Origin of the sequence: Bacillus sp. 205(2023) (assembly GCF_037027485.1) — a bacterium.
In the GTDB taxonomy this organism is placed as follows: Bacteria; Bacillota; Bacilli; order Bacillales; family Bacillaceae; genus Bacillus; species Bacillus halotolerans.
This window is the reverse complement of sequence record NZ_JAXCHF010000001.1, coordinates 1,363,970-1,386,826: the sequence shown is the minus strand read 5'-3', so window position 1 is coordinate 1,386,826 and position 22,857 is coordinate 1,363,970. Positions and strand designations below refer to the sequence as shown.

Here is a 22,857-nt window from a genome sequence, read left to right as displayed (position 1 = left end):
GAAGGTATGCAAGAAGAAACATTTTACAGTGTCAGAATGAGAGCTTCTATGAATGGGTCTCACGAAGATGGAGGAAAGCATATATCCGGCGGAGAACGGCTCATCACGTTCGATAATATGAAACGTACGGTGAATGCCTTATTAGAAAAAGGATTATCTCACTCTAGAGGAAAACCGGATTTTATGCAAATTCAATTTGAAGAGGTTCATGAGCCGGTTAAGAAGATTCATCCATTACCAATGAAGACAAATGAAGTAGAATCCCCGGAAGAGGGACAAAGTCTTGCCCGATTCTTATTGGAGAGAGCGGGTGTTCCAAGAAAAGTGATTGAAAAAGCATATCAACAAATTCCTGAATGGTCAGGTATCAGGGGAGCGGTGGTGGTTGATATTCACACTGGCGAACGAATTGATCAAACACACGATAAAGGTGTACGGGTGTCCAGAATGGATTGGCTCGACCTCAATTTTGAACAATGGGCACAACGCTATGGCGCACCATCAAACCCAAGAATAAAAGAGGCCCTTGCACTTGCTTCAAAGGTGAGTGAGCATCCGGCAACCGTTGCAGAATTATGCTGGTCAGATGACCCTGATTACATAACAGGCTACGTCGCGGGTAAAAAATTGGGCTATCAGCGTATTACAGCAATGAAAGAATACGGGACTGAAGAGGGCTGCCGAATCTTTTTTGCTGACGGCTCTGTAAATGTAAACACATACATAAATGATCTCGAGAAGCAGCCTATTTTAATAGAGTGGGAGGAAGATGATGACTCAAAATTTGATAGAAAAAAGTAAAAAACATCTTTGGCTGCCTTTTACTCAAATGAAAGACTATGATGAACATCCCTTGATCATCGAAAGCGGCAACGGAATCAAAGTAAGAGACATAAACGGCAAGGAATATTATGACGGCTTTTCCTCCGTTTGGCTTAATGTGCACGGGCACCGCAAAAAGGAATTAGATGAGGCCATCATAAAACAGCTTGGAAAAATTGCTCACTCCACATTGTTGGGCATGACCAACGTTCCGGCGACTGAACTTGCCGAGACATTAACCGAGATCAGTCCGGAGAAGCTGACGCGTGTTTTTTATTCAGACAGCGGTGCAGAAGCGATGGAAATTGCTCTAAAAATGGCGTTTCAATATTGGAAGAACATCGGAAAGCCTGAGAAACAAAAATTTATTGCAATGAAAAATGGGTATCACGGCGATACGATCGGTGCCGTCAGTGTCGGTTCGATTGAACTGTTCCACCACGTCTATGGCCCGTTAATGTTTGATAGTTATAAAGCTCCGATCCCTTATGTATACCGCTCTGAAAGCGGCGATCCTGTGCAGAGCCGTGATGAGTGTCTCTATGCGCTTGAACAGCTGCTGAAGGAACACCATCACGAAATTGCAGCACTTTCGATTGAATCAATGGTTCAAGGAGCATCCGGCATGATTGTGATGCCGGAAGGATACTTGGCAGGTGTGCGCGAGCTTTGTACAGCTTACGATGTCTTAATGATTGTTGATGAAGTTGCCACTGGTTTTGGGCGTACGGGGAAAATGTTTGCATGTGAGCACGAAAATGTTCAGCCTGATCTAATGGCTGCCGGCAAAGGCATTACAGGAGGCTATTTGCCGATAGCCGTCACCTTTGCCACCGAAGACATCTATCATGCATTCTACGATGATTACAAAGAACAAAAAACCTTTTTCCACGGTCACTCCTATACAGGAAATCAGCTTGGCTGTGCGGTTGCTCTTGAAAACCTGAGATTATTTGAATCTGAAAACATCGTTGAACAAGTCGCGCAAAAAAGTAAAAAGCTCCATTTACTTCTTCAAGACCTGCATGCACTTCCTCACGTTGGGGATATTCGGCAGCTCGGCTTTATGTGCGGCGCAGAGCTTGTTCAGTCAAAGGAAACCAAACGGCCTTATCCTGCTTATCGGCGAGTGGGGTACAAAGTTTCTTTGAAAATGAGAGAGCTCGGGATGCTGACGAGACCGCTCGGCGATGTAATTGCATTTCTGCCTCCTCTTGCCAGCACAGCTGAAGAGCTCGAAGCAATGGTGTCTATTATGAAAGAAGCGATCCAAGAGGTAACCAGCCTTGAGCATTGACAGCTGGTTAAGCCGCCGGTTAGACAAAGCGAAGGGAGCCGGCGTATACCGTACACTGCGAACAATGAATGGGCCTCCAGTTCCGGAGGTGACGATTGATGGCAAACATCAAACGGTCTGGTCGTCAAACAATTATTTAGGTCTCGCAAACCATAACCGCTTGATCTCGGCAGCTCAAGAAGCACTGCGGCAATTTGGAGCAGGAAGCACCGGCTCGCGTTTAACGACGGGCAATTCGACCTGGCATGAAAAACTCGAAAAAAAGATTGCCGGCTTTAAACGAACAGAAGCGGCTTTACTGTTTTCAAGCGGCTATTTAGCCAATGTCGGTGTCCTTTCTTCGTTACCTGAAAAAGGGGACGTCATTTTAAGTGATCAATTAAATCATGCAAGTATCATCGATGGCTGCCGCCTGTCTAAGGCTGATACGGTCATTTATCGCCATATCGAAATGGCTGATCTTGAAGAAAAACTGAAAGAAACACAGCGGTACCAGCGCCGTTTTATCGTAACAGACGGGGTATTCAGCATGGATGGCACGATTGCCCCTCTTGATCAGATCATCTCCCTTGCTAAACGCTGCAATGCTTACGTGATCGTTGATGATGCGCATGCAACAGGTGTTTTGGGCGAATCAGGAGGAGGGACGAGTGAACATTTCGGTGTTTGTCCTGACATTGTCATCGGCACGTTAAGCAAAGCTGCCGGAGCAGAAGGGGGATTCGCTGCAGGTTCAGCGGTATTCATCGACTTTCTGCTGAACCATGCCAGAACGTTTATCTTTCAAACCGCTATTCCGCCGGCAAGCTGTGCTGCTGCCCATGAGGCGTTAGACATCATGGAGGCCAGCAAGGAAAAACGGCAGCTTTTATATTCTTATATCCAGATGATCAAAACGAATCTGAAGCACATGGGCTATGTGGTGAAGGGGCATCATACACCGATTATTCCGGTGGTCATCGGCGATACCCGAAAAACGGTCACGTTTGCTGAAAAACTGCAGGACAAAGGAATCTATGCCCCTGCCATTCGTCCGCCGACCGTTGCGCCAGGAGAAAGCCGTATCCGATTAACCATCACTGCTGGGCACAGTATGAGGGATATTGATCATTTGCTGGAAGCATTTCGTTCAATCGGAAAGGAGCTGAACATCATTCCATGAGAGGTTTTTTTGTAACCGGAACAGATACAGAAGTGGGGAAAACGGTGATATCCAGCGGTCTTGCAGCCTTATTGCGGGAAAATAAGATGGATGTCGGAGTATTTAAACCATTTCTAAGCGGGATCTCCCCTCATCATCCAGAGAGCGACACAAGCCTGCTGAAAGAGATGTCGCAAACGAGTCTTTCACATGAAGAGATTACGCCTTTTGCATTCAAAGAGCCGCTAGCTCCATACGTTGCAGGAAAGCTGGAGGGAAAGGCTGTCAAAATGGAAGAGGTCTTACGCCATTGGGAGCGGATAAGAGAAAAACATGAATGCTTCATCGTAGAAGGTGCGGGCGGGATTTCTGTGCCATTGGGAGAGGATTTTTTAGTCAGTCATGTCATAAAAGCGTTACAGCTTCCAGTGATTATTGTGGCACGCCCTCATCTTGGAACGATTAATCACACCTTTTTAACTGTTCAATATGCCAAAAGCATGGGTCTTCCAATCGCCGGAATCGTCATCAATGGAATCAGTGATTCTCCAGATCATGATGAAAAAACCAATCCTGAAATGATTGAAAGCCTATGCGGTGTGCCGCTATTAGGAGTGACGCCAAAGCTGATAAACACAACAAAAGAAACGATTCAGAATATGGTGAAGGACCATATAGATTTATCATTACTGATCAATCGAGTGGGGGCATGAAAATGAATCAATGGATGGAACTTGCAGACCGGGTGCTGGGCGGAGCAGAGGTGACCAACGAAGAGGCGCTTTCGATATTAAACTGTCCAGATGAAGACATCTTGCTTTTGATGCATGGAGCTTTTCACATCAGAAAACGGTTTTATGGAAAAAAAGTAAAGCTCAATATGATTATGAATGCAAAATCAGGGCTCTGTCCGGAAAATTGCGGCTATTGTTCCCAGTCTGCCATTTCAAAAGCGCCGATTGAGAGTTACCGGATGGTGAATAAGGAAACCCTTCTGGAAGGCGCAAAGCGGGCGCATGATTTGAACATAGGTACATATTGTATCGTGGCAAGCGGCAGGGGGCCGTCCAACAGAGAAGTGGATCGGGTCGTAGAAGCGGTACAGGAAATAAAAGATACGTATGGACTGAAAGTTTGTGCGTGTCTCGGATTGTTAAAGCCGGAGCAGGCGAAACGGCTGAAAGAAGCCGGCGTAGACCGCTATAATCATAATGTCAATACATCACAGAGAAATCATTCAAATATTACCACGTCACATACGTATGAGGACAGGGTCAATACGGTTGAGATTGCAAAAATCTCCGGCATGTCTCCATGTTCAGGCGCCATTATCGGGATGAAGGAAACGAAACAGGATGTCATCGATATCGCACAAAGCTTGAAGGCCCTTGACGCTGATTCCATTCCGGTGAATTTTTTGCATGCGATTGACGGCACACCATTAGAAGGCGTAAATGAATTAAACCCGCTGTATTGCTTAAAAGTGCTGGCGCTGTTCCGTTATATCAATCCGTCAAAAGAAATCCGCATTTCTGGAGGAAGAGAGGTCAATCTCCGTTCATTGCAGCCATTGGGGCTGTACGCCGCCAACTCCATCTTTGTCGGAGATTATTTAACGACTTCCGGACAGGAGGAGACGGAGGATCATAAAATGCTAAGTGATTTAGGATTTGAAGTAGAATCGGTCGAAGAAATGAAAGCCAGTTTAAGTGCAAATAGCTGAAAGCAAGAATAGAAGCAATCGGTGTCATGTCGATTGCTTTTATTTTTATGGAGTCAAAATGATGATGTCAGAATCATGAGAGGGAGCATATGACAATTCCAATTTCACTTACACCTTCTGCGTTTTTTAAAAACCCTTATCCTTTTTACGATACATTACGTTCTGAACACCCTTTATATAAAGGGAATGTTTTGAAGTATCCAGGCTGGTATGTCACGGGATATGAGGAAGCGGCAGCAATTCTGAAAGATACCAGATTCAGAACACGTGTCCCGCTGCCTGAGACCTCCATAAAATATAAGGATTTGAATCATGTCCAGAAGCAGATGATGCTGTTTCAGAATCAGTCTGATCACAGGCGCCTCCGTATGCCGGTCAGCGGGGTATTTACTCCGAGAATGACAGAGGGCTATCGCCCATTTATAAATGAAACTGTCCATCACCTGCTTGATCAAGTGCAAGGTAAAAAAAAGATGGAGCTGATTTCTGACTTTGCTTTTCCTTTGGCAAGCAGCATTATAGCTAAGATCATAGGTGTGCCGGCAGAAGGAAGGGATCAATTTAAAGAGTGGTCGTCAAACCTTGTTCAAACGATTGATTTTACCCGATCAAGAAAGGTGTTAACAGATGGCAATCAGATCACTGTAGTGATGAGGGAGTATTTTAGAGAGCTTATTCAAAAACGAAAACAAAAACCGCAGCATGACGTGATCAGCATGTTGCTGAAGGAAGGACAGGCTGGTAAGCTGACGGAGGAGGAAGTGGCATCAACGTGTATATTGCTGGCGATCGCCGGACATGAAACAACAGTGAATCTCATCAGCAACTCAATTCTTTGTCTGCTGCAGCATCAAGAACAGCTTTTGCAGCTCAAAGAAAACCCAGCTCTGATTCATACCGCAGTTGAAGAATGTTTACGCTATGAAAGCCCCACACAAATGACAGCCCGTGTTTCGTCAGAAGATATTGAAATGAATGGCGTAACGATTCGACAAGGGGAGCATGTCTATATTCTGCTGGGGGCTGCCAATCGAGACCCAAAAGTATTCTCGCATGCCAATGAGTTCGATATCACCAGAAGCCCTAATCCCCATCTTTCGTTCGGACAGGGCCGCCATATTTGTATAGGTTCCTCGCTGGCGCGGCTAGAAGCACAAATTGCAATCAACACTCTTCTGCAGCGCATGCCAGGCCTGCAGCTCGCTGTTTCTGAAGTGCGATACCGGAAGCTAATTGGTTTTAGAGCGCTTATGGAGCTGCCGATTATTTTTAATTAAGGCTAAAGGCCATGTGAATGCTGAAAACGTGTCATCCCCGGCAAAAATGGGCAATCTATAAAAAAGGGGAGTGAACATATGAGAAAAGTGCTGATCGCCGGCGGAAATGGTGTGATTGGGAGGATATTGGCTAAAGGGCTTATGTCTGAGTACGAGGTGACGGTGCTGGATAAAGACCGCTACGAAGGCTTAGCACCCGCTATTCAGGCAGACGCGTCAAACTATGAGGATCTATTGAAAAAGATTCCGAGAGATACAGACGTGATCGTGAACTTACTCGCTGTCAAAATCAAATACGATGTCATGGACACAGCTGAATTTGAAAAAATGACGGATATTTTTTATAGAGCAAGCTACTATTTGTGCCGCACGGCAGCAGAGCTCGGCATCCCAAAGGTTGTTTTCGCCAGCAGCAATCATGTGACAGATGTGTACGAAAAAGACGGGCGTTCGCTCTTAGGGCGGGAAATCACAACCGACGATTATCCGCTGTCAAAAAATCTATACGGCGTCCTAAAGCTGACCTCGGAACATATCGGCCACCTGTTTTATCTGGAAAATAAGCTCTCTGTCATCAACCTTCGAATCGGAACGGTTGTCACAGATGAAATGGATACACTGCATGAGAACGACCGGACGAAAAAAACGCTTCTTTCCCATCTGGACTTGCTGTCGATTTTTAAAGCAGCCATTGAAACGAATATCCGTTATGGCACTTATTACGCCGTCTCTGACAATCCCGGCAAGCCGTGGTCGATAGAATCCGCGGTTCAGGAGCTTGGGTTTGCGCCTCAAATGAATACCGCTGAGCTTCTGAAAGAGGAAGAGAACAGCAATAACAGAGCATAATCATTTTCTAAGATTATGCTCTTTTTCTTTTATGATCGGTTTCAAGCCAGTTCCGATGCCGTCGGGCAAGGGACAGTGTTCAAATGATTATAGACACGGCAATCGCACATTTGCTACATTTTAGACACGATATCGTCACAAGCTGCAGCTCGTTTATCAAAAATGATAACGCTTACAAAAGGAGGTGGGAACGATCGCACATTCACTGAAAAATCGCCTGTTTGATATGTTGATTTACGGATTTTTGCTGATGTTCGCTTTAATATGCGTACTTCCGTTTATTCATGTCATTGCGGCATCCTTTGCCACAGTAGAGGAAGTGGTTTCGAAAAAATTCATTTTAATACCGACCACTTTTTCGCTCGATGCCTATCGTTACATTTTTTCGACAGATATCATTTATAAAAGCTTGCTCGTTTCTGTGTTTGTGACAGTTGTAGGCACGGCGGTCAGCATGTTTCTTTCTTCATTGATGGCTTACGGTTTATCCCGCCGCGACTTAATAGGACGGCAGCCGCTCATGTTTCTCGTCGTATTTACGATGCTCTTCAGCGGCGGAATGATTCCGACTTTCCTGGTGGTCAAATCGCTTGGATTGCTCGATTCTTACTGGGCCCTTATTTTGCCGACAGCGATTAATGCCTTTAACTTGATCATTCTGAAAAACTTCTTTCAAAACATCCCGGCGAGCCTGGAAGAGTCCGCAAAAATTGACGGCTGCAATGACTTGGGGATTTTCTTCAAAATTGTGCTGCCGCTGTCTCTTCCAGCGATCGCAACGATTTCACTGTTTTATGCGGTGACGTACTGGAATACGTATATGACGGCGATCTTGTACTTAAATGATTCAGCTAAGTGGCCGATTCAGGTGCTTTTGCGCCAAATCGTTATTGTATCAAGCGGGGTGCAAGGGGATATGTCGGAAATGGGCTCGGGCAGCCCGCCGCCTGAGCAAACGATCAAAATGGCAGTAATAGTCGTAGCGACCATTCCGGTTCTGCTGGTCTATCCATTTATTCAAAAGCATTTTGCAAAAGGGGCTTTGCTGGGGTCTGTCAAAGGATAAAGAATATGAAACGGAGGGATATGATGGGAAACAAATGGAGGGTGCTTCTGATTGTGCTTGTATTTGCTCTCGGCGGAGTGCTGGCGGGCTGTAAAGGGGCTGATCAATCATCAGGCAAGGCGGACTCGGATTCAAAGGTAAAGCTGTCTATGATGGCGATTTTGTATCACCAGCAGCCGCCGAAAGACAGGGCGATCAAAGAAATTGAGAAGCTGACAAATACAGAACTGGACATCACATGGGTTCCTGATGCGGTAAAAGAAGACAGACTGAATGCAGCGCTTGCAGCTGGCAATCTCCCGCAAATCGTGACGATTCAAGACATTAAAAATTCGTCTGTGATGAACGCCTTCAGATCGGGAATGTTCTGGGAAATCGGCGATTATATCAAAGATTATCCGAATTTAAACAAGATGAATAAACTCATTAATAAAAATGTCACAATCGATGGCAAGCTTTACGGGATATACAGAGAGCGTCCTCTCTCAAGACAAGGCATCGTCATTCGGAAGGACTGGCTGGACAATTTGAATTTGAAAACGCCGGAAACGCTGGATGATCTTTATGAAGTTGCCAAAGCGTTTACAGAGAACGATCCGGACAAGGATGGAAAAGATGATACATTCGGATTGACTGACCGAAATGATCTGATTTACGGCGCTTTTAAGACGCTTGGCTCTTATGAAGGCATGCCGACAGACTGGAAGGAATCAAACGGCACATTTACGCCTGATTTTATGACGAAAGAATACAAAGACACGATGGATTACATGAAAAAACTGCGTGATAACGGCTACATGAATAAAGACTTTCCGGTCACAAGCAAAACCCAGCAGCAGGAGCTGTTTTCTCAAGGAAAAGCCGGCATCTATATCGGGAATATGGTGGACGCTGTCAATTTGCGTGACAATGCTTCCGATAAATCAATGGAGCTGGAGATCATCAACCGCATAAAAGGCCCTGACGGAAAAGAGCGTGTATGGGCGTCAGGAGGGCATAACGGTGTATTTGCTTTTCCGAAAACGAGTGTGAAATCAGAAGCCGAGCTGAAACGGATCTTGGCGTTTTTTGATCGAATAGCCGAAGAGGACGTCTACAGCCTGATGACATACGGCATTGACGGGGTCCATTACAATAAAGGAAAAGGCAAAACATTCACAAGAAAAGAAAGCCAGGTAAAAGATTGGCAGACTGATATTCAGCCGCTGTCCGCCTTAATCGCCATCGATAAAGCCTACTTAAAAAACACCGGTGATCCGCTGCGGACAGCGTACGAGGAGCTGACGGAAGACAATGAAAACATCATCGTCTCCAATCCGGCAGAGAGCTTGTATTCCGCCGCGGAGTCTGAACGCGGAGATGAACTGAAAAAAATGATAGACGATGCCACCTATAAATATATGATCGGAGAAATTACAGAAAGCCAGTTTGATAAAGAAGTTGAAAAATGGGAAACAAGCGGAGGAAAGCAGATTATTCAGGAATACGAAGAAGCGTTTAAAAAAACAAAGTAATATTGAAAAAACCCAAAACGCGCAAGCGGTTTTGGGTTTTTATATGCTTCTTTTTTGCTGGCGGTAGTTGCCCGGTGTGATGCCTTCCAGCTTTTTAAAGGACCTGATAAAGTTTTGAGAGTTTTTGTATTTGAGCTTTTCAGCTATGTCTTTCACCGCCATGTCGGATTCAGCCAGCCAGCTTTTTGCCATATGGTGGCGGTAATTTGAGACATACTCGCTGAATGAAATGCCCATTTCTTTTTTGAAAATACTGCTTAAGTAGTTCGGGTTGTAATGCAGCCTGCGGGCAATTTCGTCCAGCGTTAAATCGGATTCAAACTCATGGTAGATGATATGGATTATGTTGTCGGAAATATTTTTATACTGTGCATCGGCCCGGGCATTTACTTTGTCTGTCATCGGATCAATGAATTCTTGCTTCAGCCAGTTTTCGGTATCCTCGAATGTTTTCAGCTCAAAAATTTGGTCATACAGCATTTTGTTTTCTTCAAGCTCAAATAGTTCAATTCCGAGTACATGCATTAGTTCAATGACATGATTCAGAAAACGGGCGATTGCGATCTGAAATTGGTACGGGTTGGTGTTGTGTGTAAAAATCGACTGTAAAATCGCATGCAGGCATTTGTCTGCTTTCTCCTTGTCACCGGCTTTTACAGCATCGAACAGCTCATGCTGAAGCTGCTTCGGAAAATGGGTTTTGAACGTTTTTTTCTGATCCAGGTCTTCATAAAAGATAATCGATTTGTTTTCTGCTTTCAGCCGGTATTTTAACGCTTCTAAGCCTTCCGCATAGGCGTTTTTCGCCATTGCTAATGCATCAAACGGCTGGCTGACGCCGATGCTGACAGACAGGTGCAGCTCAGCTTCAACTGTATCCTGAATCATCCGGGCAGTATCATTCAGCTCGGCCATAAATGCCTCTTTTGTTCCGCTCTCATTCATCAATATGGTTGCCTGCTGTTTATCGACTACCGCTGGTGCGAGGCGTTTTTCCGCGGGGATGTTCCGCTCAATCAGGCTGTTGACGGCAAACAACAGCAGATCCATATCTTTTTTCTCATACGGTGTCTGATTCAGCGTGTCAATTTGGAGCACCAGCAGGGCGAGATGCCGCCAATTTTGTTTTAAGCCGAGGCTTTCAAAGCGGTTATTGACCTCCTCATCCGTCAGCTTTCCAAGCATAAGCCTGACCATAAAATATTGCTGAAGATGAGTGGCCTGCTGCCTCATTGTTTCTTCAAGGTCGTCGTTTCTGTTTTTGAGCTGTTTGAAGCTTTGCTCAATTAATTCAAACTCGTTTTGATGAGGCTGTTTTTCTGGAAAGGCTCCGTGCCGCGCAAACGATTCATAAAGCAGCCGGATCGGCTTATAAAAATGACGGGAGCCCAGCCAAGAGAATAATAATGAAAGCGTTAACAAAACGAAGCATACCGTAAAGGTGATCCAGCCGATCGACTTGGCTTCTTTTTTTAGTTCAGGCAGGGAAACGAGAGAAAAATAAGTCCACGTGTTATAGTCTGATTTTTGATAGGTCACTTTATAATGAATGAGGTCAATGACTGTTTCAAACTGGCCGCTTTTGGAGCTTTGCGCCAGCATTTTTTTGACAAAATCGTCGTTCTGAAGAGAATCGCCTATATCAGACAGGTTGTTGTGAAGGATGATACGGCCTTTTTCATCAATGATAAACACGCTGTTTGCGCTTGAATAATCAGGCATATTTTTAACGAGTGAACAGCTTGGGATGCTTGCGGCTGCCAGTCCCTTCGTGTTTGTGCTGTTCAGCGGGAGCTGCTTAATCAAATTGATATTATACCGGCAGCTTTCTGAAGCGCCTTCCTTTGTGGAGATCAAACGGTTGTTTTTTTCCAGCGTCCAATAGGACCGGCTCGCTTTGTTTTTCGAATACGCCTCGGCTGCTTCATGAAGGGAGTCCGTATTCATGCGGTACAAACCGGAATTGTTCATGTACCAGTTTTTCATATAGCTGACAAGCGTCATGTTGGACAAATCGGTATCAAAGCTTTGCAAATAGTTGAGCTCTTGGTTCACTTGGTCATAGATTTGAAATTGGTCAGAGTGCAAAGGCTCGGACAGTGTGCGGAGGAGAGGCGGCGAACTCACATAGTGGGTTAAAGAATGATCGACGGTTTTTAGGATGTGCTCGATGCTTAGCTGGGTCTGCTGGAGTGTGTCAAGTTTTTCCTCCGAAACGTTGGAGATGGCCGTTTTCTGAGAGTGCTCGTACGAAAACAAACCGACCAAAATGACGGGAATGGTGCTGAGTAAACAAAAAAACGTGATGAGTTTGTAATAAAACTTGTATTGGCTTCTTTTCATAAAACCCCCCATTTCATAACACCTTAATACAATTAATCCAAAGATTGATAGATATTGTCAATAATCATTTTCTAATATCGGTGTCTTTTTTTCAGATAGAGAGGCGAAACCCTTGATGACAAAGGGCTCAGGCAGAATGTGATCATATGATTGTAGACGGACTTTTGCACGCTGCGCTACAGTGAAAACAAGAACCCGTGAAAGGAGGCTTTGAAAAAGATGAAAACAGCAGAAGCGCAAGCGCCGGCTGTAGACGCAGTCATTTTTAAAAAAGAAAAAAGAAAGCGCTTACTAAATAAGCTGCTGCAGCAAAAGTTTTTGTACTTTATGATTTTGCCGGGATGTATTTATTTTTTGCTTTTTAAATACGTTCCAATGTGGGGAATCGTGATTGCGTTTCAGGATTATCAGCCGTTTCTCGGTATTTGGGGCAGCGAGTGGGTCGGGCTGAAGCATTTTATCAGGCTGTTTACAGAGCCTACATTTTTTGTCCTGTTAAAAAATACGCTCGTGCTCTTTGCCTTGAATCTGGTCATTTTTTTTCCGGTGCCGATTTTATTAGCGCTTCTTCTAAACGAAGTGCGGATCGCACTCTTTAAAAAATTCGTTCAGACGCTGATTTATATTCCGCACTTTATGTCCTGGGTCATTGTTGTATCGCTGTCATTTGTGCTTTTGACAGTAGACGGGGGCCTGATTAATGAACTGATTACGTTTTTTGGCGGCGAAAAAATCAATTTTCTGCTGAATGAAGAATGGTTCCGTCCGCTGTATATTCTGCAGGTTATCTGGAGAGAAGCGGGCTGGTCAACGATCATCTACCTGGCCGCAATGACGGCGGTTGATCCTCAGCTTTATGAAGCGGCGAAAATGGACGGAGCGGGACGGCTGCGGCAAATGTGGCATATTACGCTGCCGGCTATCAAAAGCGTCATCGTCGTTTTGCTGATTTTAAAAATTGGGGACACGCTGGAGCTTGGCTTTGAGCATGTATATTTGCTGTTAAACGCCACAAACAGGGAAGTCGCGGAAATTTTTGATACGTACGTTTATACTGCAGGGCTGAAACAGGGCCAATTCAGCTACAGTACAGCGGTCGGCGTATTTAAAGCGGCGGTCGGACTGATTTTGGTCATGCTTGCGAATCGTTTGGCGAAGAAATTTGGCGAGGAAGGAATCTATTAAGAAAGGGATGGTATCAATGGATCAATCAATCGCTGTAAAGTCGCCTCTTACGTATGCGGAGGCATTGGCAGAAACGATTATGAACACGTATACAGTTGAAGAGCTGCCGCCTGCAAACCGCTGGCACTATCATCAGGGCGTTTTCTTATGCGGGGTTTTGCGTCTTTGGGAAGCAACCGGACAGAAACGGTACTTTGATTATGCGAAAGCTTATGCGGATCTCCTAATTGATGATTACGGCAATCTATTATTTAAAAGAGACGAACTAGACGCAATCCAGGCGGGCCTTATTCTTTTTCCTTTATACGACAAGACGAAGGATGAACGCTATGTAAAAGCGGCAAAAAGGCTGCGGGGCTTATACGGAACGCTGAACCGAACGTCAGAGCAGGGGTTCTGGCATAAGGACGGCTATCCATATCAAATGTGGCTTGACGGTTTATATATGGGTGGGCCGTTTGCACTGAAATATGCCAATTTGAAGCACGAGCCGGAGCTGTTTGACATGGTTGTGCTTCAGGAAGGCCTGATGAGAAAGCATACGAAGGATCCAAAGACCGGGCTCTTCTATCATGCGTGGGATGAAGCGAAAAAAATGCCTTGGGCCAGTCAAGAGACAGGCTGCTCTCCGGAGTTTTGGGCGCGTTCAATCGGCTGGTACGTCATGTCACTCGCAGACATGATTGAAGAGCTGCCTGAGAAGCACCCAACCCGTCATGTCTGGAAAAAAACACTGCAGGACATGCTCGAAAGCATCTGCCGCTGCCAAGACAAGGAAACAGGATTATGGTATCAGATCGTTGACAAGGGCGACAGATCTGACAACTGGCTGGAAAGCTCGGGATCGTGCCTGTATATGTATGCCATCGCTAAAGGAATTAATAAAGGATATCTCGACAGATCCTATAAAACGCCTTTGTTAAAAGCGTATCAAGGGCTGATTCAGCATAAAACTGAAACAACAAAAGACGGCGCGTTTCTCGTCAAAGATATATGTGTCGGAACGTCGGCAGGATTTTATGATTATTATGTCAGCCGCGAACGGAGCACAAACGACCTTCACGGGGCGGGAGCGTTTATTTTGGCGATGACAGAATTGGAAGCGCTTCTCGGGCCAGACGAAAAATGAAAAGATCTCTATGTGCGGCTGTATGTGTGATCGTCTCGTTGCTGTTTTTAGCTTCGTGCTCAAGCAGACCGGACGGCATTCATGTCATCCTGTTTTCAGATATGCAGGCAGGCGTACAGGATAACATAAAAGAGGCCGCTGAAAAGAAGGCAGGCAGGGCAGAAATCTTTCCCGCTTTGCCGGAAAAGCTGCTGACTGAAATTACGGCTCGCGAGGGTGACGTCTTTATCGTGCCTGAAGACTTGTTTGCAGCATACGATGATCCGGAAAATTTTCAGCCGTTAGACGGATTGTCACTGAAACATTCATCGCCCTATACAGCCGTAAATCAAAAAACGGGAGAAAAAACAGTCTATGCCGTTCTGATTGAGAAAGGGGAAAAACAGCTGAACGGCTATTCTTTTCGGCTGAATCGAAATATGGCAGCGTTTATCCCTGTATACTCCGAAAAAACAGAGGAAGCGCTGCAGCTGATTTCCCAATTAACAGAAGTCCGATAGGGGTGGGGACCATTGAAAAGCATCGTCATTTGCGGATTAAGCAGCAGAGCCCTCAGCATGTTTATCAAACCGCTGCTCAAACAGTTTTCATCCATTTATGAAATTACGGGATTGCTGGATGCCGATCCGAAACGATTCGCCGTCTGCAAAGAGGCATTTCCGGAGCTTGCACAAGTACCGGAGTATAAAGAAGAAGATTTTGACCATATGATGAGCGTTTCGAAGCCAGACATTGTGATTGTGACGGGAAGGGATGACACCCATATCACCTATATATTGAGAAGCCTTCAGTGGGATACGGATGTCATAACGGAAAAACCGATGGTGACGACGGTGCAGGATGCAAAGCGGGTGCTTGAGGCAGAAGCGAAAAGCAAAGGGAAGGTTACTGTCGCGTTTAATTACCGCTACAGTCCGTATCATCGGAAAATCAAAGAAATGATTTTAGAAGGAAAAATAGGAAGGGTCACGTCTGTTGATTTGAATTGGTATATTGATACCTATCACGGCGCCAGCTATTTTAAACGCTGGAACCGATCCAGGCAATTTTCCGGCGGCCTTTCTGTCCATAAATCCACACATCATTTCGATCTGGTGAATTGGTGGCTCGGCCAAAACCCGGCGGAGGTATTTGCTTACGGCGAGTTGAATTACTACGGGCCGGACAGTGAGTGGAATCCGCTGCCGGAAGAAGACGGGCGTTTTTGCGGCACATGCCGGGTCAAAGAGAAATGCCATTACTATGCGAGATGGCACCCCCGTGCCTCTAAAGCTTCAGTAAAGGATGATCATCTTAAGGCGGATGCAGACCAGTCAAGCTTATATACCGCATATCGCCCTGACGCATGCATTTTTGACGAGGAGATCAACATTGAGGATACGTATGTGGCGGCTGTCAAATATGACGGCGGTGCGCTTTTAAGCTACTCGATCACATTTTCCGCTCCGTACGAAGGCTACCGCCTTACGATAAACGGCACAAAAGGACGCATTGAATCAAATGAATTCCATGAGCCTTCCAGAATTCCGTTTGCTTTTCCCGAGCAGACGATTGAGTATTATCCGCTTTTTGAATCGAAGCAGACCATTCAAGTCGTCAAAAACGAGGGAGGACACGGCGGAGGTGATCCGCTTTTGCTTGCTGATCTATTTATAGGCAAAGATCCGCTGCGCCAGTATGACATTTTGGCCGGAGCCGAAGCCGGAGCCTATTCTATCGCGGTCGGTGAGGGAATATGGCGCTCCGTTGTTGAAAAAAAACCAATTGATATTAAACAGCTTTTTCATATGCAAAATGTATAAAAGCGAAGAGGAGGGGCTTTCGTGGAACATGACGGATCAATGGCACGGGTGCTGCGTTTTTGCGAGTGGATCATGAGGTTTGCGTATACCAATTTGCTTTGGCTGCTTTTTACGATCATCGGTCTCGGAGTGTTCGGTGTCATGCCCGCGACTGCCGCTTTATTCGCTGTTATGCGAAAATGGATTCAGGGTCAGGATCACGTTCCGGTGCTGCCGACCTTTTGGCGGGAATACAAAGCTGAATTTCTCCGTTCCAATCTGATCGGTGCTGTACTGGTGTTAATCGGTTTGATCATTTATATCGATTTGGCCTTTATTTACCCGAGCCACTTCTTATTGCATATCCTGCGCTTTGCTATTATGATATTTGGCTTTCTGTTTGTATCAATGCTTTTTTATGTGTTTCCGCTGCTCGTCCACTTTGATTGGAAAAAGCGCCTGTATTTTAAGTTTTCCCTCTTGCTGAGTGTGGCGTACTTACAATATACCCTCGTCATGCTTGCGCTGACGGTCGCGCTCTTTTTCCTGCTGGCTTATCTGCCGGGAATTGTCCCTTTTTTCAGCGTCAGTCTCATCAGCTACTGCCACATGAGGATCGCTTATGCCGTCCTGGTGAAGCTGGAGCAGCAGGACCATGAACCGGCAAAGAAACATCCTACACCAGAAGCTTTTTATCCGGAGACGAGGTAAACATTTCTCTATCATATATTGATTCCAAACGGAATAGATTGATAGAGAAAGGAGAGCGGATAAATGCTGAAGGTGGCAGTGTTTGATGAAGAGCATGAAAAAGATTTGCAAACGGAGATCAATTCATTTTTAAAAGGAATATCGGAAGAGCAGCTGGTTGATATCAAATATACGGTTTCAGCGGCGTGTGACCCTGAAGGCGAGCAGCTCTACTGTTTTTCCGCACTCATTCTATATCGAAAATAAAAAAAGATCTTCCCGCGGACTGCGGAAAGATCTTTTTTTATGGTTAAGCCTTTTTCACTCTTGGGCTTCTCGGTTTCTGGAATTTCTCTGCTGCTCTGATTTCTCTTCGTTCTCTTGCCAATGCTTTATAAAGAGAAGCAATCATGAGCAGGATAACAATTGAAAATGGCAGTGCCGCCAGAATCGCTGTGTTTTGCAAAGCGGCAAGTCCGCCGGAATACAAGAGCGCAGCTGCCATAGCAGACTGGATGATACCCCAGCTGAATTTGACTGAGTTAGCCGGGTTTAATGAACCGTATGTCGTCTGCATACCAAGGACAAATGTCGCTGAATCAGCTGATGTGATAAAGAACACGGCGATCAGGATCAATGCCAGGATAGACGTGATCATCGTCAGCGGATAGTGATCCAGTGTTCCGAACAGCATCGTTTCGGAAGACAGCTTCGCCACATTAAAGATACCTTTTTGCTGAAGGTCCATTGCGGAAACACCGAAAATGGAGAACCATAGGAAAGCCAAAATACATGGTGCCACCAGAACGCCGATCAAAAATTCACGGATTGTCCGGCCTCGGGATACACGGGCGATGAAAATGCCGACAAATGGAGACCAGGAAATCCACCATGCCCAATAGAAAATCGTCCAGCCGTTGATCCATTCACGTTTGCCTGGATCGTTCGGCGCCAGTCTGAAGCTCATTTGAACAATGTTTTGAATATACTGCCCAATTGAATCTGTAAGTGAGTTCATGATCAAAACGGTAGGTCCGACAACCAGCATAAACAGCATCAGCAATCCGGCTAGCACCATATTGGTGTTGCTTAAATACTTAATGCCTTTTCCGAGTCCGCTCCAAGCCGATAGTAAAAAGAGCACTGTTACAATAACAATCAAAATCAATTGAACGATAAAATGATTCGGAATTCCGAATAGGTAATTCAATCCGCCGTTAATTTGAGTTGCGCCGATCCCCAGACTCGTTGCAACGCCGACAACTGTTGCAAAAACAGCAATACAGTCAATCAGTTTACCGATCGGGCCGTTTACTTTATCGCCGAGAATCGGAGTCAGTGTGCTGCTGATTAATCCAGGCGCGTCTTTGCGGAATTGAAAATATGCGATACATAATGCCACTACGGCATAAATGGCCCAAGCGTGCAGTCCCCAGTGGAAAAACGTGTACCGGAGCGCATCTCTGAAGGCTTGGGGGGTTTCTGTTTCACCTGATGGAGAGCTAATTGCGTAATGGCTGATCGGTTCAGCCGCACCATAGAATACTAAGCCGATTCCCATGCCTGCACTGAACAGCATGGCAAACCAAGATAATAACCCGAATTCCGGTTTTTCATCCGGTTTCCCCAGTTTAATTTTCCCAATCGGGCTGACAATTAAAAAGAGACAGAACCCGACAAACAAAGAGACAACTAATAGATAATACCAACCAAATGAATCTGTTATAAACGATTGTGCCGATTGAGACACGTTTTGCAGGCTGTCAGGAGAAATAACGCCCCACAAAACGGCTGCGGCTGTGATGACAATCACAATCCAAAATACACTAGATATATTCTTCAAACATTCTCACCCTCTGACTTTTTTGTGTACGCCTATATCTTCCTCGCAGGCTTAGTATGGTCGTACGATGGCAGATCATTCCTTCCTGTAAATTACCCCGCAATCAGGTGAAACAAAACAAATCTCACCCTAACATTTTTGCGGGAAATTTTCAAATGCCCGGCATGCTGTAAGAGTTTGAAAAGTCTAATGTTTACATACGGGAAAAGCGTCCGGCATTCAGTCCGGCGAGTCTGCCTGTGACGAGCGCAGATGTGATATTGTATCCGCCTGTATAACCGTGAATATCTAAGATTTCGCCGCAAAAATACAGGCCGTCCATTTTTTTAGACGCCATCTTTTTCGGGTCAATCTCCTTCACCGATACACCGCCTCCTGTGACAAACGCTTTGTCTAGAGACAGCGTGCCGTTTGCGAGAACGGTAAATTGCTTGCAGTCTTTGACAAATTGTCTGAAAGGCTCCTTCGGCAGCTCAGAAAATGATACGTTCGGTGAAATACCGTTTTTTTCGAGCAGGAAAAGAAGGTAGCGCTCCTGCATCCAAGGCTTCAGCACATTTTTTAACGCTTTTTTCGGCGCATCTTTCAGCTCCTTGTACATCTTTTGGAATAGCGTTTCTTCATTGATATCCGGAAACAAATCAATTCTGACGGGCACTTCCGGCTGTTTTTTCAGCTCTTTCACGATAAACTGGCTGCACCTGAGTATGGCGGGGCCTGAGAGGCCGAAATGAGTAAACAGCATGTCCATCTTATGTGTGATAATGGCTTTGCCTTTTTTGTTTAATACACTGACGGCGACATCTCTGAGCGATAAACCCTGCAGTGTTTTTTTCTTAATAAACGGCTCGGCAGATGTGACGGGCACCTCTGTCGGGAACAGCTCTGTTATTGTGTGGCCTGCGGCTTCGGCCCATTCATAGCCATCACCCGTGCTGCCGGTATGGGGAACGCTTTTTCCGCCAACCGCGATAATGACTGCCTGACTATGAATCACTTCGCCATTATTCGTCACAATGCCTGCTGTATGTCCATCTTCATATGTAACAGATTTGATTTTTTCGTTCGTTCTGATCGTCACACGCAACTGTTTCAGCCTGTTTAACAGGGCGTCGACAACACTTTGCGCTTTGTCTGTCACCGGAAACATCCGGCCGTGATCCTCTTCTTTCAATTTGATCCCGAGATTTTCAAAAAACTTGATAATATCTTCATTATTAAATTCAGAAAACGCACTGTATAAAAAACGGCCGTTGCCGGGGATGTGCTTAATAATTTCTTCGACAGGAAGGCGGTTTGTCACATTGCAGCGGCCGCCTCCGGATATGGCAAGTTTACGGCCTAACTTATTTCCTTTATCTATTAACAAAACATCAGCCCCCTGTTCTCCGGCTGCAATGGCAGCCATCAGACCTGAAGGGCCTCCGCCGATTACAATTACGTCATACTGCTTCATCTTTATCATCAACTTTCTTTTTACATTTCGTATGCAGAACGCTGTCCGCAGTACTATTATAGCGAAAGACAGGTTCTGCTTAAACGTATTTTGCCGCAAACTTGCATTGTTCCTGAGATTGCTTTTGTATTTATTACCGTCTATATGCCCAGTTGTGTTAAAATAGAAAAGTTGAATCTTCGTAGAAAATGGTGATGAAGAAACATGTCAAGCAAACTGTTAAGAGGCACGTTTGTGTTAACGCTCGGTACATATATTTCACGGATACTGGGAATGGTTTATTTAATTCCTTTCAGCATCATGGTCGGAGCGACAGGCGGTGCGTTATTTCAATACGGATACAATCAATACACTTTATTTTTGAACATTGCCACAATGGGCTTTCCAGCCGCCGTTTCTAAATTTGTTTCCAAATATAATTCCAAAGGGGATTATGAAACAAGCAGAAAAATGCTGAAGGCGGGCATGTCGGTTATGCTTGTAACGGGAATGATTGCCTTTTTCATACTATATTTATCTGCTCCGTTTTTTGCGGAAATATCGCTTGGGGGCAAAGATAATAACGGTTTGACGATTGATCATGTCGTATATGTCATCCGCATGGTCAGCTTAGCGCTTTTAGTCGTGCCGATTATGAGTCTTGTGCGCGGATTTTTCCAAGGTCACCAAATGATGGGGCCGACGGCTGTCTCACAAGTTGTTGAGCAGATTGTCCGCATCATCTTTTTATTGAGTGCGACCTTCTTGATTTTGAAAGTCTTAAACGGCGGCCTTGTGATCGCTGTCGGTTATGCAACCTTTGCAGCGCTGATCGGTGCCTTCGGCGGGCTGATCGTATTGTATATTTATTGGAACAAACGAAAAGGCAATCTGCTGGCGATGATGCCTAATACGGGGCCGACAGCAGATTTAAGCTACAAGAAAATGTTTTTCGAGCTCTTCAGCTATGCCGCTCCCTACGTGTTTGTCGGACTAGCCATCCCTTTGTATAACTATATTGATACAAATACGTTTAACAAAGCCATGATTGAAGCGGGGCATCAAGCTATCAGTCAGGACATGATGGCCATTCTGACACTTTACGTGCAGAAGCTCGTGATGATCCCGGTTTCTCTTGCGACGGCATTCGGACTGACCTTAATCCCGACGATCACAGAATCGTTTACAAGCAGAAACTACAAGCTGTTAAATCAGCAGATCAACCAGTCGATGCAGACGATCCTGTTTTTAATTATTCCGGCTGTTGTCGGTATATCGGTATTAGCAGGCCCTGTGTATACGTTCTTTTACGGATCAGAGAGCCTTCATCCTGAATTGGGGAAAGACATCCTGTTTTGGTATTCGCCAGTTGCGATCTTGTTCTCTTTGTTTACTGTCAACGCCGCCATATTGCAGGGCATCAATAAGCAAAAATTTGCGGTTGCCAGTCTTGTGATCGGTGTCGTGATCAAACTTGTGCTGAATGTCCCGCTGATTAAGCTGATGCAGGCTGACGGCGCTATTTTAGCTACGGCACTCGGGTATACAGCTTCACTTATATACGGATTTATCATGATCAAACGGCATGCCGGCTATTCGTATAAAATATTAGTGAAACGGAGCGTTCTGATGCTGCTCTTGTCAGCAGTGATGGCGATAGCCGTTAAAATCGTCCAGTGGGTGTTAAGCTTTTTCATCTCCTACGAGGATGGCCAGCTGCATGCTGCGATCGTCGTGCTGATTGCTGCTGTGGTCGGCGGAGCTGTCTACCTGTATTGCGCTTATCGTTTAGGGTTTTTACAGAAAATATTCGGCCGCCGTTTACCGGGGTTCTTAAAGAAAGGCAGACATGCCGCTGATTAACAGAATATGTTGAAACAGAGGGCTCGCTTGATGCGGGCTTTCTTTTATAGGAAGGAGAGATTGGCATGAGACTAGATAAGCTGCTTGCCAACAGCGGGTATGGTTCGAGAAAAGAGGTTAAATCGATTGTGAAAGCGGGAGCCGTCATGGTCGACGGAAAGCCGGCAAAAGATGTCAAGGCGCACGTAGACCCTGATGCGCAGGAGGTGACCGTTTATGGCGAGCCGATTGATTACCGCGAGTTTATTTATATCATGATGAATAAACCGCAGGGCGTGCTGTCAGCGACTGAGGACAGCCGGCAAAAGACAGTGGTCGATTTGCTGACGCCGGATGAACTTAGATTCGAGCCGTTTCCTGCCGGCCGGCTTGATAAGGATACAGAAGGATTTCTGCTGCTGACAAATGACGGTCAGCTCGCTCACCGGCTGCTATCGCCGAAAAAGCATGTTCCGAAAACGTATGAGGTCCACTTAAAATCGCAAATTTCGCCAGAAGACATCACCAGCTTAGAGACTGGGGTATTTATTGAAGGCGGCTACAAAACAAAGCCGGCACAAGCAGAAATAAAGGCAAACGATAAAGGGCATACCGTGATATACCTGACGATAACAGAAGGGAAATATCATCAAGTCAAACAGATGGCAAATGCTGTCGGCAATGAAGTCATTTATCTGAAGCGGCTCTCAATGGGACGCGTATCCTTGGATCCTGCTCTGGAGCCGGGAGAATACCGTGAGCTTACAGAAGAAGAACTTGAAAGGCTGAACGAGCCGCAAGCATGAAAAAATCCCGCATCACACATGCGGGATTTTTTATTATATATAAGCACACAAAAACAAGGCTAAGAACGTTCCTCGCCCTGTATCTATCAGGCCGCTCACAGGGCGGCCCTATGT

General features: G+C 45.5%; 20 protein-coding genes. 17 read left to right on the top strand and 3 right to left on the bottom strand.

Annotated elements, in window-relative coordinates; all coding sequences use genetic code 11:
- Nucleotides 1-6: 6 nt before the first annotated feature.
- The 9 genes from bioW to WA325_RS06990 all read left to right on the top strand — a co-directional run bounded on the left by bioW (nucleotide 7) and on the right by WA325_RS06990 (nucleotide 9,689).
- Complete coding sequence (gene bioW, locus WA325_RS07030) at nucleotides 7-801, top strand: 6-carboxyhexanoate--CoA ligase (RefSeq protein ID WP_336183374.1); 795 nt, start codon at nucleotides 7-9, stop codon at nucleotides 799-801.
- Nucleotides 773-2,119 (top strand): adenosylmethionine--8-amino-7-oxononanoate transaminase, encoded by a 1,347-nt coding sequence (gene bioA, locus WA325_RS07025; protein ID WP_336183373.1) that lies wholly within the window; start codon nucleotides 773-775, stop codon nucleotides 2,117-2,119. The genes bioW and bioA overlap by 29 nt, the downstream gene beginning before the upstream one ends.
- Nucleotides 2,109-3,281, top strand: a complete 1,173-nt coding sequence (bioF, locus tag WA325_RS07020) for an 8-amino-7-oxononanoate synthase (RefSeq protein ID WP_336183372.1) — start codon at nucleotides 2,109-2,111, stop codon at nucleotides 3,279-3,281. Before bioA ends, bioF begins: the two co-directional genes overlap by 11 nt.
- A complete protein-coding gene (bioD, locus tag WA325_RS07015) occupies nucleotides 3,278-3,973 on the top strand; it encodes a dethiobiotin synthase (protein WP_059352171.1) in 696 nt (231 codons plus the stop codon). Before bioF ends, bioD begins: the two co-directional genes overlap by 4 nt.
- Nucleotides 3,974-3,975: 2 nt before the next feature.
- A complete protein-coding gene (gene bioB / locus WA325_RS07010; protein ID WP_336183371.1) occupies nucleotides 3,976-4,983 on the top strand; it encodes a biotin synthase BioB in 1,008 nt (335 codons plus the stop codon).
- A gap of 89 nt (nucleotides 4,984-5,072) precedes the next feature.
- On the top strand, nucleotides 5,073-6,260 hold the full coding sequence (locus WA325_RS07005) for a cytochrome P450 (protein WP_336183370.1): 1,188 nt from the start codon (nucleotides 5,073-5,075) through the stop codon (nucleotides 6,258-6,260).
- A 78-nt stretch (nucleotides 6,261-6,338) separates the two neighbouring features.
- Entirely contained in the window at nucleotides 6,339-7,109 is a 771-nt protein-coding gene (locus WA325_RS07000) for an NAD-dependent epimerase/dehydratase family protein (RefSeq protein WP_248336990.1), read from the top strand.
- Between the two features lie 205 nt (nucleotides 7,110-7,314).
- Nucleotides 7,315-8,175: a carbohydrate ABC transporter permease gene (locus tag WA325_RS06995; RefSeq protein ID WP_105953794.1), complete on the top strand. Its 861-nt coding sequence runs from the start codon at nucleotides 7,315-7,317 to the stop codon at nucleotides 8,173-8,175.
- Between the two features lie 23 nt (nucleotides 8,176-8,198).
- On the top strand, nucleotides 8,199-9,689 hold the full coding sequence (locus tag WA325_RS06990; protein ID WP_024122547.1) for an extracellular solute-binding protein: 1,491 nt from the start codon (nucleotides 8,199-8,201) through the stop codon (nucleotides 9,687-9,689).
- Nucleotides 9,690-9,728: 39 nt separating this feature from the next.
- Here WA325_RS06990 and WA325_RS06985 read toward each other — a convergent pair whose 3' ends face one another.
- The gene (locus tag WA325_RS06985) at nucleotides 9,729-12,044 is read right to left on the bottom strand and encodes a helix-turn-helix domain-containing protein (protein ID WP_336183369.1); all 2,316 of its coding nucleotides are present in this window, start codon (nucleotides 12,042-12,044) and stop codon (nucleotides 9,729-9,731) included.
- Nucleotides 12,045-12,251: 207 nt separating this feature from the next.
- Here WA325_RS06985 and rmgP point away from each other — a divergent pair, with 207 nt between their 5' ends.
- The 6 genes from rmgP to WA325_RS06955 all read left to right on the top strand — a co-directional run bounded on the left by rmgP (nucleotide 12,252) and on the right by WA325_RS06955 (nucleotide 17,084).
- Nucleotides 12,252-13,217 carry a polygalacturonan/rhamnogalacturonan ABC transporter permease gene (rmgP, locus tag WA325_RS06980; protein ID WP_059352175.1) on the top strand — a complete coding sequence of 322 codons (966 nt, stop codon included), beginning with the start codon at nucleotides 12,252-12,254 and terminating at the stop codon, nucleotides 13,215-13,217.
- A 7-nt stretch (nucleotides 13,218-13,224) separates the two neighbouring features.
- Nucleotides 13,225-14,346: a glycoside hydrolase family 88/105 protein gene (locus WA325_RS06975; protein WP_248337448.1), complete on the top strand. Its 1,122-nt coding sequence runs from the start codon at nucleotides 13,225-13,227 to the stop codon at nucleotides 14,344-14,346.
- Nucleotides 14,343-14,846, top strand: coding sequence for a lipoprotein YteS (locus WA325_RS06970; protein ID WP_095714544.1), 504 nt, complete (start codon nucleotides 14,343-14,345; stop codon nucleotides 14,844-14,846). Before WA325_RS06975 ends, WA325_RS06970 begins: the two co-directional genes overlap by 4 nt.
- Nucleotides 14,847-14,858: 12 nt before the next feature.
- Nucleotides 14,859-16,148, top strand: a complete 1,290-nt coding sequence (locus WA325_RS06965; RefSeq protein ID WP_105953363.1) for a Gfo/Idh/MocA family protein — start codon at nucleotides 14,859-14,861, stop codon at nucleotides 16,146-16,148.
- A 21-nt stretch (nucleotides 16,149-16,169) separates the two neighbouring features.
- Nucleotides 16,170-16,838: a YesL family protein gene (locus WA325_RS06960; protein ID WP_322008384.1), complete on the top strand. Its 669-nt coding sequence runs from the start codon at nucleotides 16,170-16,172 to the stop codon at nucleotides 16,836-16,838.
- Between the two features lie 63 nt (nucleotides 16,839-16,901).
- On the top strand, nucleotides 16,902-17,084 hold the full coding sequence (locus WA325_RS06955; protein WP_003325003.1) for a sporulation protein Cse60: 183 nt from the start codon (nucleotides 16,902-16,904) through the stop codon (nucleotides 17,082-17,084).
- Between the two features lie 43 nt (nucleotides 17,085-17,127).
- Here WA325_RS06955 and opuD read toward each other — a convergent pair whose 3' ends face one another.
- Entirely contained in the window at nucleotides 17,128-18,660 is a 1,533-nt protein-coding gene (gene opuD / locus WA325_RS06950; RefSeq protein WP_105953366.1) for a glycine betaine transporter OpuD, read from the bottom strand.
- Nucleotides 18,661-18,853: 193 nt separating this feature from the next.
- On the bottom strand, nucleotides 18,854-20,116 hold the full coding sequence (locus WA325_RS06945; protein WP_336183368.1) for an NAD(P)/FAD-dependent oxidoreductase: 1,263 nt from the start codon (nucleotides 20,114-20,116) through the stop codon (nucleotides 18,854-18,856).
- 204 nt (nucleotides 20,117-20,320) lie between these two features.
- Between WA325_RS06945 and murJ the strand changes: the two genes are divergently transcribed.
- Complete coding sequence (gene murJ, locus WA325_RS06940; protein ID WP_105953367.1) at nucleotides 20,321-21,958, top strand: lipid II flippase MurJ; 1,638 nt, start codon at nucleotides 20,321-20,323, stop codon at nucleotides 21,956-21,958.
- Nucleotides 21,959-22,023: 65 nt separating this feature from the next.
- Nucleotides 22,024-22,743, top strand: a complete 720-nt coding sequence (locus WA325_RS06935; protein ID WP_069487047.1) for a pseudouridine synthase — start codon at nucleotides 22,024-22,026, stop codon at nucleotides 22,741-22,743.
- Nucleotides 22,744-22,857: the final 114 nt, after the last annotated feature.

What these genes read in the sequence shown, in the direction of transcription:
- bioW (WP_336183374.1), top strand. Translation starts at nt 7, where the DNA reads ATGCAAGAAGAAACATTTTACAGTGTCAGAATGAGAGCTTCTATGAAT.
- bioA (WP_336183373.1), top strand. Translation starts at nt 773, where the DNA reads ATGACTCAAAATTTGATAGAAAAAAGTAAAAAACATCTTTGGCTGCCT.
- bioD (WP_059352171.1), top strand. Translation starts at nt 3,278, where the DNA reads ATGAGAGGTTTTTTTGTAACCGGAACAGATACAGAAGTGGGGAAAACG.
- bioB (WP_336183371.1), top strand. Translation starts at nt 3,976, where the DNA reads ATGAATCAATGGATGGAACTTGCAGACCGGGTGCTGGGCGGAGCAGAG.
- WA325_RS07005 (WP_336183370.1), top strand. Translation starts at nt 5,073, where the DNA reads ATGACAATTCCAATTTCACTTACACCTTCTGCGTTTTTTAAAAACCCT.
- WA325_RS07000 (WP_248336990.1), top strand. Translation starts at nt 6,339, where the DNA reads ATGAGAAAAGTGCTGATCGCCGGCGGAAATGGTGTGATTGGGAGGATA.
- WA325_RS06990 (WP_024122547.1), top strand. Translation starts at nt 8,199, where the DNA reads ATGGGAAACAAATGGAGGGTGCTTCTGATTGTGCTTGTATTTGCTCTC.
- WA325_RS06985 (WP_336183369.1), bottom strand. Translation starts at nt 12,044, where the DNA reads ATGGGGGGTTTTATGAAAAGAAGCCAATACAAGTTTTATTACAAACTC.
- rmgP (WP_059352175.1), top strand. Translation starts at nt 12,252, where the DNA reads ATGAAAACAGCAGAAGCGCAAGCGCCGGCTGTAGACGCAGTCATTTTT.
- WA325_RS06975 (WP_248337448.1), top strand. Translation starts at nt 13,225, where the DNA reads ATGGTATCAATGGATCAATCAATCGCTGTAAAGTCGCCTCTTACGTAT.
- WA325_RS06970 (WP_095714544.1), top strand. Translation starts at nt 14,343, where the DNA reads ATGAAAAGATCTCTATGTGCGGCTGTATGTGTGATCGTCTCGTTGCTG.
- WA325_RS06955 (WP_003325003.1), top strand. Translation starts at nt 16,902, where the DNA reads ATGCTGAAGGTGGCAGTGTTTGATGAAGAGCATGAAAAAGATTTGCAA.
- WA325_RS06945 (WP_336183368.1), bottom strand. Translation starts at nt 20,116, where the DNA reads ATGAAGCAGTATGACGTAATTGTAATCGGCGGAGGCCCTTCAGGTCTG.
- murJ (WP_105953367.1), top strand. Translation starts at nt 20,321, where the DNA reads ATGTCAAGCAAACTGTTAAGAGGCACGTTTGTGTTAACGCTCGGTACA.
- WA325_RS06935 (WP_069487047.1), top strand. Translation starts at nt 22,024, where the DNA reads ATGAGACTAGATAAGCTGCTTGCCAACAGCGGGTATGGTTCGAGAAAA.